The 13,967-nt window shown below is 57.5% G+C and carries 11 protein-coding genes; 5 read left to right on the top strand and 6 right to left on the bottom strand.

Going from position 1 to position 13,967, the window contains the following annotated elements; all coding sequences use genetic code 11:
- Positions 1-11: 11 nt before the first annotated feature.
- The 6 genes from tssG to tssA are packed head-to-tail and all read right to left on the bottom strand — an operon-like array spanning position 12 to position 6,786.
- Positions 12-1,016 (bottom strand): type VI secretion system baseplate subunit TssG, encoded by a 1,005-nt coding sequence (gene tssG, locus Q7F16_RS09760; RefSeq protein WP_409555710.1) that lies wholly within the window; start codon positions 1,014-1,016, stop codon positions 12-14.
- Positions 980-2,767: a type VI secretion system baseplate subunit TssF gene (tssF, locus tag Q7F16_RS09755; RefSeq protein ID WP_079303092.1), complete on the bottom strand. Its 1,788-nt coding sequence runs from the start codon at positions 2,765-2,767 to the stop codon at positions 980-982. Before tssF ends, tssG begins: the two co-directional genes overlap by 37 nt.
- Positions 2,768-2,773: 6 nt before the next feature.
- The gene (gene tssE, locus Q7F16_RS09750) at positions 2,774-3,184 is read right to left on the bottom strand and encodes a type VI secretion system baseplate subunit TssE (protein WP_014340909.1); all 411 of its coding nucleotides are present in this window, start codon (positions 3,182-3,184) and stop codon (positions 2,774-2,776) included.
- An 8-nt stretch (positions 3,185-3,192) separates the two neighbouring features.
- Complete coding sequence (tssC, locus tag Q7F16_RS09745; RefSeq protein WP_046065847.1) at positions 3,193-4,668, bottom strand: type VI secretion system contractile sheath large subunit; 1,476 nt, start codon at positions 4,666-4,668, stop codon at positions 3,193-3,195.
- Between the two features lie 25 nt (positions 4,669-4,693).
- The gene (tssB, locus tag Q7F16_RS09740; protein WP_046065848.1) at positions 4,694-5,197 is read right to left on the bottom strand and encodes a type VI secretion system contractile sheath small subunit; all 504 of its coding nucleotides are present in this window, start codon (positions 5,195-5,197) and stop codon (positions 4,694-4,696) included.
- Positions 5,198-5,229: 32 nt separating this feature from the next.
- On the bottom strand, positions 5,230-6,786 hold the full coding sequence (gene tssA / locus Q7F16_RS09735; RefSeq protein ID WP_046065849.1) for a type VI secretion system protein TssA: 1,557 nt from the start codon (positions 6,784-6,786) through the stop codon (positions 5,230-5,232).
- 431 nt (positions 6,787-7,217) lie between these two features.
- On the opposite strand from tssA, the gene Q7F16_RS09730 reads away from it, so the two are divergent.
- From Q7F16_RS09730 to Q7F16_RS09710, 5 genes are read left to right on the top strand one after another with little or no spacing between them, the layout of a single operon-like run.
- A complete protein-coding gene (locus Q7F16_RS09730) occupies positions 7,218-9,281 on the top strand; it encodes a type VI secretion system Vgr family protein (RefSeq protein ID WP_409555709.1) in 2,064 nt (687 codons plus the stop codon).
- The gene (locus Q7F16_RS09725) at positions 9,278-10,132 is read left to right on the top strand and encodes a DUF4123 domain-containing protein (protein ID WP_409555708.1); all 855 of its coding nucleotides are present in this window, start codon (positions 9,278-9,280) and stop codon (positions 10,130-10,132) included. Before Q7F16_RS09730 ends, Q7F16_RS09725 begins: the two co-directional genes overlap by 4 nt.
- Complete coding sequence (locus Q7F16_RS09720) at positions 10,129-10,899, top strand: hypothetical protein (protein WP_409555707.1); 771 nt, start codon at positions 10,129-10,131, stop codon at positions 10,897-10,899. The genes Q7F16_RS09725 and Q7F16_RS09720 overlap by 4 nt, the downstream gene beginning before the upstream one ends.
- A 32-nt stretch (positions 10,900-10,931) precedes the next feature.
- Positions 10,932-11,705, top strand: coding sequence for a hypothetical protein (locus Q7F16_RS09715; RefSeq protein WP_046065860.1), 774 nt, complete (start codon positions 10,932-10,934; stop codon positions 11,703-11,705).
- Between the two features lie 12 nt (positions 11,706-11,717).
- The gene (locus Q7F16_RS09710; protein ID WP_409555706.1) at positions 11,718-13,898 is read left to right on the top strand and encodes a lipase family protein; all 2,181 of its coding nucleotides are present in this window, start codon (positions 11,718-11,720) and stop codon (positions 13,896-13,898) included.
- Positions 13,899-13,967: the final 69 nt, after the last annotated feature.

The raw sequence follows: 13,967 nt of genomic DNA, 5'->3' as shown, positions 1-13,967 counted from the left end.
GTCATTCATTCCTAATGAATTTTGCTGCCGAGGGTCACCACGCCATCGGCGCGCTCGTGCCCCAACCAACTGGTCCATCCCAGGCGGCAGATGTTCTGTTCTCCGATGCACAGCTCCCGAATGTCCTGCCGGCGCAGGACCAGGCGAATGTCATATTCGAGGGGATCACGCAGGGTGAAACGCACCAGTGAGCACAACGGCTGGTAACCGATGCCGATGGGCAGGAATTCGTGAAAACGCTGCCAGTCCAGTTCGCTGATATGGATCCGGAACTTGCCGCTGCGGTCGCGCACCTGTTCACCCAGCACCAGGTCTTGGCTCAACAGGCTATTGGCGCTCCCCAGGCGATTGCGCTGTTCGCCAAGGATGTCCACACGCCGCTCGATGCACTGCTCAAGGTTCAGTTCGGCGTGCTTGAAGTAATAACGCAGCACGGCCTCGATCAGAGCTGCCGAATGAGCACGAAGACTCAGCAGGCCCAGATACGGCAGCAGACGCTTCCAGTTCAGTTGACTGGCCTTGCGAATGTCTTCGCCGCCCAGGCCGATCAGCGCAAACAACTGCTCGGAAAAAGGGTCTTTAGCACCGCTCCGAAAACTTGCGCAGTAACGATACTTGCGCCAGATCGGCAGCATCAGTCGTTGAAGACGGTGGTGGAAGACGTCGAGGAAGTCGCGCGTCGGATTGCCCTCCTCCTCCCCCAGGGCCTGCTCACCATAGAACGCCGGTAGCGGCGACCCTGCTCCTACCAGGCTGATCAGGTTCATGCCCAGGCGCGCTCGCACCTGGCCGTTTTCTTCGAAAAACTCCACACGATCGATGTCGCTGGCGGGGAACCCCAGGCTTGGGTTGGCCTGGAACTCCAGCCGGTCATACAGCGCCTCATCATCCAGGTCAGGGTAAGCCTCGCGCAGCCGATCAACGACCAACAACACGGCCTGAAATAGCGAGTACTCGCGTATCCCTCGCGTCAGCCCGTTTATAGAAGCGGCTGCTGGCCCATGCGGGGTGTCCATTGATAGACCTCTCCTTGTGTACTGTTCACCCGCAGTTCGTGGTACGAATTGAGGCTGGCATAAAGCGCGAAGAATTCGTTGAGTACCGAGGCGAAGACGAACAGGTTGCCCTCGCCGATGTAGCCCTGGGGGTCGATGGTCAATTCGGTGCGCAAGCCACGAACCGGCAAGCCTCGATGCAGGCGGTCGACATGCTGGTGCCTGATCGACTTGAGCCCATCCAGCAAACGCTTGCTGACCTTCTCTGTCTGCTCGTCGTAGTAGCGCGGAAAATCGTAGGTTTCGAGAATCACCTTGAGTGCATTGACGTCCGCCAGCGACAGGTAGTTGAGTGACATGTTGCTGATCAGCTTCCAGAGGAAATCGCGGTTGAGCGGGGGAGCGAAGCTCGAAGTGACCGGCCCGATGTTGCGGAAACTCAGCGATTCGGGGCTTTTTTCGCCCGGCTGGTCGATGTCACCCGGTTTGAGCTGGCGCGGCAGGTTCTGGTTGGTGCACATCAACTCGATCGACAGGGTTTCATGGGGGTGAGAGTGCCGGACACCGAAGCCCAGGCAGGTGTCCAGGCCACCGTGCAGCAATGAAGGGCGCTGACGAACGCTGTAGTAGGGTCGGCTGTGGGGCACATCGAAGCTTGAATCGTGCTCGAAGGATTCGAACGGCACATAGGCCTGATAACCCAGGCCACCGGGGTTCCAACCAGTGACGCTTTCGACCGAGAAGACGCCGCAGTGCTCCTGGGCATAATCGGCGGGCAGCAACAGGTATTCGTCCTGTTTGCTGTCCAGGCGGATTGGCTGGGCGTCATGCTTGAACAGATTGACGATCGGCGTGCAGTGAAGCTTTATGTTGTCCAGTGTCGGGCGCATCCGCTGGATACCGCTTTTGCCAATATCGAAGCGCAGCTCCAGGCCCCGCATCTGTTCGACGCTGCTATGCGGCGCACTGTTGATCACGTCCAGGCCATTGACGTCGACGAACAGGAACTTGTCCTGGAAGGCGAAGTATTCCTGCAGGTAGCGATAGCCGCGAAAGGTATTCAGCGGATACGGGATCAGCGCTTCCTCTTCAGCAAACCCTACCGGCTGGACACGATCGGCTGGGACCCTGAACATCATAGGGCTGCCGTCTGCAGCCCGCAGGGCCCCGCCGGTGCCGTCCAGCGGGATCAGCTCAATACCTTCAAGATTGCGCAAGAGGCTGAGGTAGAGCATCTGGCTGATGTAACGCTCGCCGGTCAAGTGCAGCCGCAATTGGCTCAGTTGCAGTTCGCCCAAATGACCGTCGCAACACATCTCCAGGCGCAGGCTCAACAGCGACCCATCCCCTTTCACTGAATAACTCAACCTGGTCAGATCAAGCGCCAGCACCTCGGTTGAGTAACACGTCAGGAAACGGCAACGCACCTGCTGCACAGGCTTGCTTTCGATCGGTGTATCACGTTCCACCCGCAGTGCGGGGCCGGACCGCTGTAGTGGATCGAACTGCAAAATGCTGAAGGCCGGCAACGGCCGCATGTAGTTCGGCCACAACAGCTGCATCAGCGAATGGCTCAGCTCCGGCAATTGGTCATCGAGCTTCTGGCGCAGCCGCCCGGTCAGGAATGCAAACCCCTCCAGCAGCCGCTCCACATCCGGGTCCCGTCCGGCCTGCCCCAGAAAGGGAGCCAACGCCGGGTTACGCTCGGAGAAACGTCGACCCAGCTGGCGGAGCGCCGTCAGCTCGCTCTGGTAGTAATGATTGAACGACATGTATGGCTATCCTTGTCTGACCTTGACCTGACCGCTGCCGTCCAGGCACGCGGAAAAACTGACCTGTCGCCTGACCCCCTCCACATCCAGCAAAGCGTCGATGCTGAAGGACAGGCGAAGCGGATCGGCATGACTTGGTATTGAAACGACACAGACATTCCTGAGGCGTGGCTCGTAGGCCTTGATGAACGCCTCGATCGCTTTGCGGGCCTGGCTCCCTGCGTCGTGCAGGCTCAAGCGCATGTCATTGAGATCCGGTAGCCCATAATCGGATAGCGTCTGCACGCTACCCGCCCGGGTGCTGAGCATCTTGGCCAGATGCGCAGCCACCGATGTCACGACACACATCTCACGGCTCAAGCCCGCGCGCTTTTCTGAATCACCGGCCAGGCGCTCGAAAAGGCTGCCGTACGTCATGAGCGCGCCTACGCCTTGTCCAGCTTGCCAACCAACGACAGCGTGAAATCGGCCCCCATGTATTTGAAGTGAGGCCGTACGTTCAGGCCTACCCGATACCAGCCCGGCTCACCTTCAACGTCGCTGACAATGATCTTCGCTGCGCGCAGCGGACGGCGGCCACGAACTTCGGCGCTCGGGTTCTCCTGGTCGGCCACGTACTGGCGGATCCAGTTGTTGAGCTCACGCTCCAGGTCTGTGCGCTCCTTCCATGACCCCAATTGCTCGCGCTGCAGAACCTTCAAGTAGTGAGCCAGTCGATTGACAATCATCATGTAAGGCAACTGAGTGCCAAGCTTGTAGTTCAGCTCCGCATGCTTGTCCTCGGCACCGTTACCAAAGAACTTCGGCTTCTGCACGGAACTGGCGGAGAAGAACGCGGCGTTGTCACTGCCTTTGCGCATGGTCAGGGAGATGAAGCCTTCCTCGGCCAATTCGTACTCACGTCGGTCGGACACCAGCACTTCGGTCGGGATCTTGGTTTCGATCTCACCCATGCTTTCGAAGTGGTGCAACGGCAGGTCTTCAACCGCGCCACCGCTTTGAGGACCAACGATATTCGGGCACCAGCGGAATTTGGCAAAGCTGTCGGTCAGCCTTGTACCGAACGCGTATGCCGTATTGCCCCACAGGTAGTGCTCGTGGCTATTGGCAACGGTTTCCTTGTAGACGAATGATTTGACCGGGTTCTCTTGCGGATCATAGGGGTTGCGCAACAGGAAGCGCGGTACGGTCAGACCAAAATAGCGAGCGTCTTCCGATTGGCGGAAGCTCTGCCATTTGGCGAATTGCGGACCTTCGAAGTGGTCCTTCAGGTCCTTGAGGTCTGGCAGGCCAGTAAAGCTTTCCAGGCCAAAGAATTTCGGACCGGCAGCGGCGATGAACGGCGCATGGGACATGCAGGCGACACTGGACACGTACTGCATCAACTTCACGTCCGGCGAGCTTGGCGACATGAAGTAGTTGGCGATGACCGCACCTACCGGCTGCCCACCGAACTGCCCGTATTCAGCGGTGTAGATATGCTTGTACAGGCCTGACTGCATGACTTCTGGCGAATCCTCGAAGTCGTCCAGCAAATCGTCCTTGGAAACGTTGAGCATTTCTATCTTGATGTTTTCGCGGAAGTCGGTGCGGTCAACCAGCAACTGCAAACCGCGCCATGCCGATTCCAAGGCCTGGAATTGTGGGTGGTGGAGGATTTCGTCCACCTGGCGACTGAGCTTGGCGTCGATCTCGGCGATCATGCGATCGACCATGGCCTTCTTGACCGGCTCGCCGCTGTTTTGCGGCTTGAGCAACTCTTCGATGAACGCAGACACGCCTCGCCTGGCAATGTCGTAGGCGTCATCGTCCGGGGTCAGGCGAGTCTGGGCGATGATGCTCTCAAGAATGCTGTAATCAGCGTTGTCCTGGCTTTGCTGCTGTACGGCATGGGTACTCATGTTTCGGCTTCCTTGGCTGAAAGAATCAAGCGTTCTTCGCTGTGGTGTTCAGGCCCAGCTCATCCAGTACGCGGCGGCGGGAATCGTCATTGCCGAGTACACCTTCGATGGCCTTGCGAAACGCCGGCGCGTTACCCAATGGCCCTTTGAGCGCCATCAGGGCGTCGCGCAACTCCATCAGTTTGCTGAGCTCCGGCACTTGCTCGACCAGGCTCGCCGGGGTGAAATCCTTCATCGAGTTCACACGCAGCTGTACTGCCAGCTCTTCAGTTTCGCTTTCTTCCTGAAGACGATTCGGTACGCTGAGGGTCAGGTTCAGCTCTTGCTTGGCCAACACCTCGTCGAAGGTCATCTTGTCGATGCCAATCGGTTTGCGATCCTCGATCTTGCGTTCATCCCTGCGGTGGGTGTAATCACCGATCGCCAATAGCTTCAAGGGCAGTTCAATTTCTTCCTGGGCACCGCCGGTGGCAGGTTTGAAGGTAACGTTGATGCGTTCCTTGGGGGCGATCGAGCCTTCTTTGGCCATGACTTTCTCCTTACAATTTTGGACCCGGAGGCCTATTCAATGACCCGTTCCAGGTCTAGGTGACACAACCTGCGATAGGTCTCGTCCTTGCACTCGCGTATGACGTGGTTCTGAGGCAATAACTCGCAGCAGCTGTGCAACAAATGCAGTACCTGTAACTCCAGGGTGGGCTCCCAGGTATTCAGGCCGGCGTGTTGCAGTGTCTGGTCGAGGACCTCGAGCTGGACTTTCGCGAGTTCGTATTTCCTCGCCGAGAAGCACAAGCGAGCCATCGCGAACCGCCAGAGGAAACACTCGCGTGCCCCAAGAGCGTTTTGCATGCCTTGCCTGAGTAACTGGACGGCGGGTTTGAGGCCATCCCTGGACAGGATCGAATGGGCCTCTTCCAGCGTCAGTTCCCAAGGCGCATCATTGTGGGTGGTATCGATTTCGGGTGCCGCGCCGGGGTTTTGCAGATGAGGCATAACCTGGGACGCGATCCACGCCCGCGTGGCGGGATCGGCGAACGGCGTACCGTCATGCCAGCGCAATTCGATAACCCCCGGCAGGCGCTGGATGAATAGCGCGAAATGGACCTCCACTTCACCCATGGCCAACTCGGCGTTCAACCCTTGCAGGCACTCCCAGGCAAGCCGCTGGCCATCGAGCCAGAACGGAGCCTTCGCCAGGCTGGCCTCGATCTCCACCAGCAGATTCGCGTAATCGCCTTGGTGGAGACTGTCCTGATAAGCCTTGAGTTTGTCCGCCGGCAGTCCCCGCAACTGCGTGATCTGCTCGGCGTTGCGCTCGGGCATGGCGTCAATGGCCAGCCAGGTCAACGTACGATTCAGGCGCAGGGCCCGAACGTCGGTTGCTTTTTGCTTGAGCCACCAGATGCATAACGGCCCTGCGCTTTCCTGCTGGGCACGCAGAGACTTGTGAGCTTCTTTTTCGTTTTCGATCGGAGCGCCGGGCGTGAGCAGTTGGGTGGCAACTTGCTTCACCTGAGCCACTACCGTCCCAATGGCACCCGCCTGCGGCAGGTTGTCTGTGGCACGCTGGATCATCGTGTTGAGGCGCCGACACAACGGGAGCAGCAGAGGCGCATCATCACCCAAGTGGGCGGTGCAGGCGGTATCGAGACCTTCAAGTTGTTCTGTCAGATGGCGGAACAGCGGCAACTGCTCCTTGATCGCAACGTCATCGCCCAACGCCTGCTCCAGGCGAGGCACCAACCAATTGATGCTGGCGGCACGGGTTCGATTTTTGATCGGATGAATGTCAGGCCAATGGTTTTTACACAAGTGGTGCAAAAGACAGAGGCCGGCCAGCAGCCCTTGGAGAGATTCACGCTGATACAGCGCCCAAACCAGCCAGGCCGCCACTCGCAAGTCCTTCGACTGGGTACGCAACAGCGCTTCACTTCCTTCACGGATCTTCAGCCAGTCGACCTGGCCGCTTTCGTGCATCGACTGGGCTTTGCCCAGCTCGCTTTCCAACGCCTCGTATTCATTCGAAAAACGCACGTCCGCACCCGCAAAACCCTCTTTGGAGATGGGCGTTTTGGCGAGAGCCAGGTAATGGGCGGACAGTTTTCCGGAATACGACATTCACGACCCTGTTAAGAGAATTCAGTTTGTGAGATGGGCAGTTTTGGCGGCAGGGTTATTCAAGGTGAATATTCGGTTTTGCTTGTAGGAAGTTTCGCCAAATACAATCAAGGCATACCTAAAAACTCACACCGCCCCAACCAGCGGAACGCAGCGAAGAATGCCAAAGTTTTAAAAATAAAAAAGTAGGACCTTTCCTTTTTTCAAAAAAAACTACCCCTTCCGAAACTCCCAATGCCGATTCCTTCCTGTCAAGGTCGAACCACCATCGAGCCAACTAAAAAACACTTCAAATCATTTCATTCTCAGTTCCTACTTGCTGCGAAGAGAACTCTTACATCCTTTTCTTTTTTTGCGGCTCTCTGCGCGCACGCCCCTCAAGACTGCTTCAATGTGATCAGGAGTCAAAGCCAACGCCCAAGGACCCGCGAATGTTCCACACCCCTGATTTGCGCAAAATTCATCTCACAATTCCTGACCTCGAACATGACCTCAAAGTGTTGGCCTTCGAAGGCTGCGAAGCCATTAGCACACCTTATTCGTTTGATATCGAGCTCGTCAGCGAACAAAGCGATATGGATTTGGAATACTTGTTAAACCAGCAGGCATTTCTTGCATTCAACAAACAGGGAAGCGGTGTTCATGGGCTGATTTATCGTGTTGTACAAGGCGACACTGGCAAACGCTTGACGCATTACAAGATAAGACTGGTTCCACGATTGACTTACTTGGAACACCGCACCAACCAGCGTATTTTTCAACACGTCAGTGTTCCGCAGATCATTACATCGGTCCTCAAGGAGCACGGTATTCTCACTGACGCCCATTGCTTCCAGTTGAGTGCAAGTTATTCGCCTCGTGACTACTGCGTGCAGTATCGCGAATCCGACTTGCACTTCATCGAGCGCCTGTGTCACGAAGAAGGCCTGCATTATCACTTCCAGCACAGTGAGTCGGGCCATCACTTGGTATTTGGTGATGACCAGACTGTATTCCCCCGGCTTGAGCACCGCACTGCTTATAAACACGGCAGCGGCATGGTTGACGACGAGCCGGTTATCCATCGATTTGGCCTGCGACTGGAGACCCGGACCAGCCGCGTCACGCGCCGTGATTACGATTTCAAGAAGTCGACATTCCCACTGGAGAGCAGCTGCCAGCCCGGCGTCGAAAAGATCCAACCAGACTTGGAGGCCTATGATTATCCAGGCGACTTTACCCAGGAAAAACGCGGCAGGTTATTGAGCCGGCGAGCCCTGGAACGTCATCGTGTCGACTACCGCCAGGCCGAAGGAAAGAGTGATCAGCCGGCACTGACGACGGGGCACTTCCTGACATTGAGCGGGCACCCTCGTCAGGAATGGAATGATCTATGGCTCCTGACCGAAGTGCATCACGAAGGCAAACAGCCGCAGGTACTGGAGGAAATCACCCCCAGCGACACTGGCAGGGCTGAAGAGCACTTCAATCAGGGCTATCGCAATCACTTCGTTGCCACGCCTTGGGATGCGATCTTTCGTTCGCAACGGGTTTACCAAAAACCACGTGTATGGGGCAGCCAGACGGCAATCGTCACGGGGCCCAAGGGCGAAGAGATCCACTGCGACCCGTATGGCCGGGTCAAGGTCAGGTTTTTCTGGGATCGTGCGGGGCACCTCGACGACGGCAGCAGCTGTTGGTTGCGAGTCGCCTCCAATTGGGCGGGCAATAGCTACGGGGGCGTCACGATCCCGCGGGTGGGCATGGAGGTGTTGGTGACCTTCATGGAAGGCGATCCCGACAAGCCCCTGATCAGCGGATGCCTGACCAACAGCGCCAACGCTCGGCCCTACCCGCTGCCTGCACACAAGACCCGCACCGTGTTTCGTTCTTGCAGCTCGCCGGGCAACAACGGCTTCAACGAGCTGCACCTGGAAGACCGCGCCGGTCAGGAGCTGATCTATCTGCGGGCCCAGCGTGACATGGAACAGAAGATCGAAAACGACAGCCGACTTGAGATTGGCAACGAGCGGCGGGAGACCATCAGGGGCAACAGCATCACCGTCCTGCACGCCGAGGAACATCGGACCACCGCCGCCGACCGTACCGTCCAGGTCGAAGGCAATGACTATCTACGCGTCGCCAACCGCCATACCCGTGTCGATCAGACACTGGCCGTCGAGGCCGGGCAGCAAATACAGATCAAGGCCGGCGCTCATGTGATCCTTGAAGCAGGTGCAACCCTCAGTTTGAAAGCCGGGGGCCAGCACATCCTGATCAACCACAGCGGTATCTACAGCAGCAGTGAAATCCAGCTCGGCGGCGCCCCCATGGCCGGCGCTACCGCTTCATCATTCACGCCTGGCTTGACCGATCCCTTGGCGGCTCAAGCCCCCGTGCTCGCCCCCACTCAACGCGCTCTGATAACGGCCAGCAAAGCAGCGGGATTGGACTTTTGTCCGATCTGCGAGGCTTGCCGCGAGGGTCTCTGCCCAATGGAAGTCGCCGCCGCATGACTCGCTCACTCCCCCATCAATGGTTGATCGAACAGCAACGCCTCGGCCACACCCTGTGCGTCGTCCTGGACTCAGAACATGAGCACCACACGCGCCAGGCATTGCTCAAGAACAGTCGTCCCGACCAGTACCTGAGCATGTACGGCCAAACGCTGGTTGCTGACCTCGCTGACGCGGGGCCCTCTGTCTTCAGCTTCGATCGGCCCGGCGACGAACACATCAATGAATTGCTTAACCGGCCGGACAGCCACTGGGGATGGCTTGCCAGCCTTCCCAAAGGGGGCCTGCCAACGCTGGTGGAGCACTGGCGTGAACGACTGATCATCGGAGAGCGCCCCCATCAGGCGTTGTACCGCTTCCATGACAACCGTGTCCTGGCCCGCGCGCTCAAGCACCTGCCTGTTGAAGCCTATCCGGCCTATCTCGGGCCAGCGCTCAGTGTCTGCTATTGGCAGGGCACTTGTTGGGCAAGCACCTATAACCCCGCCCCTGGGGAATATTCGCTACCCGACTCGCCTCTTTGGCTGCAGGTGCCTGTTACCCCGCAGCAAGCGAAGCAGACTCGCTTCCTCAATGCCCGCCACTTCCTGTTGGCAGAGCATGTCCAGGCCTTCGCCACACTGGCCGAGCAACAGGACCCGGATGCGTGGTTGCGCGTCACGCTCGACCAGGCCGAGGTCTGGCACTGGCAGGCGCCCGAGCAGTTGGAGTTTTTACTGACCCAGCGCCTGCAAGCACCCGCCCAGGCGCTGGCGCCGTACTGGCAAGTACGTTCAGCTGAAAGCCCCGACGAGCATTTTGAACGGGTGCGCCTGATGGCAGCGTTTTGGCAGGGAGATACGCCGTCATGAAACAGGCTTTGCGCATTGCAAGTTTGAGCGGCCTGGCGATAACCGCAGGTTGTGCCAACACACAGCCGAACACGTTTACTTTTACGGCAGATTTGCCGCCTGATTTTGCCTACCAGGCTGTTGCGGTGTACGTGCCCGCCAAAGGGCAGACCTGCACCGTACCGGGCGGCAGAAATACAGAGGTCGGGTACAACCTGGAATGGCGGAAAAGTTACCAGCCCAATTCAGAAATAGACTTATACAGAACGGTCAGCGGCTGCCCGTTGGTGATCTATCGCGTCAAGCTGGAAATCAACTCGGCGTATGGGAACGACTGGGGAGATATAAGCGGAGATTCCGCAGTCGTTGCCATACGCGATGAGTTGGAGCCGCGGTACAAGGGCGCTTTCAATGAATTGGATGAAAGTGTCGTTTATGGTCAGTGCCAGTGGTTGTTCCGTACTGCTGGCTCCAAACGACGCATCGTAAAAATCCTCGACTGCAAAAAACCCAACCCACAGGGCGAGCTTGGACGTGGGCGTCCTTTCGCGGCGTACACCCTCGATCAGCTACCGGGCAAGACCGTGAGGATGAAGATCAAATTGGCGGACGAGGAAAGACCCGCCATTGGAGACACTTGGGTGAAGGTGCCGAACGGTTGGAAACGCTGCATGGGGGAAAACTTTGAAGATCAAGATGCGTACTGCTTTGGCAACTACAAAGACTTCAGCGGTTTTCAAATGCCAGACGGCCGGCAATGCACCATTTATCCAGACTGTACGGAATAAGGCCCTATCCCGTGACTACGCCCTACTCAAAAATACATGCGCTGTTGCGTAACGCAGGCTTAGGTTGCTCCATCGCGTTAATCGTTGGTTGCGCCAACAAACAAGCGAATACATTTGTCTTCACCGCTGATTTGCCGCCTGGCTTTGCCTACCAAGCCGTTGCGGTGTACGTGCCCGCCAAAGGGCAGACCTGCACCGTACCGGGCGGCAGAAATACGGAAGTCGGGTACAACCTGCAATGGCGCAAAAGTTACCAGCCGAATTCAGAAATTGATCTGTATAGAACAGTTAGCGGCTGCCCGTTGGTGATCTATCGCGTCAAGCTGGAAATCAACTCGGCGTATGGTAAGGATTGGAGCGATATAAGTGGAGACTCCGCAGGTATCGCTATACGTGATGAATTAGAACCCCAATACAAGGGCATGTTCAGCGAAGCAGACGAAAGCGTCTTCTACGGCCAATGCCAGTGGTTGTTCCGCACTTCAGGCAAGCCCCGGATTCTCAGAAAAATCCTCGATTGCAAAAAAACCAACCCACAGGGCGAGCTTGGGCGTGGGCGTCCTTTCGCGGCGTACACCCTCGATCAACTACCGGGTAAGACCGTGAGGATGAAGATCAAGTTGGCCCGCGAGGAGAGGCCCTACATGGGAGATACCTGGGTGAAGGTGCCTAACGGCTGGAAACGCTGCATGGGCGACAACTTTGAAGATCAATACGCATTTTGCTTTGGCAATTACAAAGACTTCAGCGGTTTTCAAATGCCAGACGGCCGGCAATGCACCATTTATCCAGGATGTACGGAATAAGGAGATCGACACATGGCGTTATTGAAAGACGGTATGGAGTCGCGGCTGAGCAGTCGCATTCTGACGTGCCCCAAGGGCGGAAATTGGACCAGCTTTCAACTCGTCGATGAGTTTGGTTCTGGTGAACCTTATGCAGGGCTGGCTTATGCCGCTACCGATTCAGAAGGGCAAAAATACCTTGGCAATCTGGATGCCATCGGTATTGGCAAGGTCACGAATCACTATGCCGGGCCAGTAGCCCTTGCCTTTGAGCAAAACTATCAAGAACAAGAAAAACTCTATATAGAACTCCAACGTAGAGATAGCTACCCCCTCCAAATCACCGAACTACAAGTCCGCGCCGAGCAAACCCGCTACCTGAACCCGAACGCCACACGCCCCCGGGAAAATCCCGCACAAGCCTGCGCAGACGACTTCTTCCAAGTGGAAGTACGGCACTTGGTCAAGCACGTCGCGCATTTGCCGCCCGAGGTGTACCGCCATCACCCACTCCCTGCCGGGCCGGCACGGTTGATGGGCGAACATGGCAAGCTCGGCGTAGCGCTGATGCCGCAAAAACACACAGTGCTGGAAGTTCGCCCGTTACGCGCCTTGCGGCCCATGCTGTCCACCGCCCCGGAATTCTGTGCGCTGAACTTGTACCAACTGGCGATCATGTCGACCCTGACCTATTGCCCCTTCGGTCAGACACCTGACAAGGCTCCAATAAGAACGCCGCTGAGCTTCACCGAGCAACCAAGCGTGGGCAACTGGTTCGCGGATGCATTGGCCAAGTTCGAAGAGCTCGGGGAGTTCTATCCGGAACAACCAAAACCCTACTACCCACTGTATGAAGACGTGCCCTACTCCAAACGCCTGGAGATCGTGCCGTTTGACCCCTTCCTTTACACCGTCAATGATCCGGAATTGGGCGAAGATCAGGAACACCCCGCCAAAGTCCATTTCCTCGATGACAGCAAAACCGGGGCGCAAGCCACGGATACACAGGCCTACATCACCCACAACGACGAACTGATCCTGATCGCAGTACGCGGCACCCAGCAATCCGCCGACTTCCTGCGCGACGCCGATGCGCTCCAAGTGCCGTTTGAAGAAGGTGTCGGCCAAGTGCATCGAGGGTTCTATGGCGCCGCCAAAAAAACTGCGGCCTTCGTGACGAGCTATCTGGACAGGTTCTACGCAGGGCAAAAACTGCTGATCTGCGGCCACAGCCTGGGAGGCGCGGTGGCGTTATTACTTTCAGAGATGCTGCGGCGTAGACCGGAAGGCTACACCCTCCAGCTCTACACCTACGGCGCACCCCGCGCCGCCGATGCCACCTTCACAAAAAACGCCGAAGCCCTGGTGCACTACCGAATGGTCAACCACAACGACCCGATACCCAGCGTGCCCGGCAGTTGGATGAATACCAAGAGCGGTGTTTATGGCACAGGGTTGGCCCTTACGTTCGCCAACGTACCGGTCGGCCTTTCCGTGTTCGTGGCGGGCATCACTAACTTGACGGGCGAGCCCTACGAACACCACGGCATCTTGCGGCACTTCCTGCCGGTGGAGTTCGATCGCAAGGAGCGGTCGTCGATCCTGTGGATGCCCCATTGCGACACCATCACTCAACACGCCGCCTGCGAGGTGGCTCTCGAGCATAGATATGGCCTGCCGGACCGCCCGGCCTTACTGGCCCAACTCATCCAGACCGGTGATCACTTCATGGTCCCCAGCTACATTCCCGCATGCTGGGCGACTTTGCGGCGCTGGCAGGAAGCGCAGATCGACGGAAGCACGCTGGCGACAAAACGCGAATATGAGTGGATCGACAATGCGCTGACACGGATTACCCAACAGTTGCGCGATGAAGAGCGCTACCTGGCGGGACGGGGCGCGCCCAATGGGCGTAGCGAAAGCTCCATCAACATTGCGCTCATCCGTGAGGTCGACAAGATGCACAACACACGCGCGCGCCTGGCCACGCTGCGCACCGCGTCGGTCAGTGAAAAAGACGTTTACGGAAGCTTGTCGGAGCAACCCGAGCAACTGGCACACAACCTGGCCCGTTGGCAGGCACACCCGGAGAACAGAGTGGCTGAGCAACTGGCGATGGCGCCGGCCCTGGATGACGATAGCGAGTTGATCCGCGGTGCTCATGGGTATGCCATTGGTAAGCCCTACACGCTGGATCTTGATTCCATCATCTGATCGACGCGCCGTTCTCCACGCCTTCAGGTCAGGTATGTAACGTGCTGCCGCCATCGCGAGCAAGCTCGC

The sequence above is a fragment of the Pseudomonas sp. Lb2C2 genome (genome assembly GCF_052112205.1).
GTDB lineage: Bacteria > Pseudomonadota > Gammaproteobacteria > Pseudomonadales > Pseudomonadaceae > Aquipseudomonas > Aquipseudomonas kilonensis.
The sequence above is the reverse complement of the archived record's forward strand: the minus strand, read 5'-3'. Positions and strand labels throughout refer to the sequence as shown.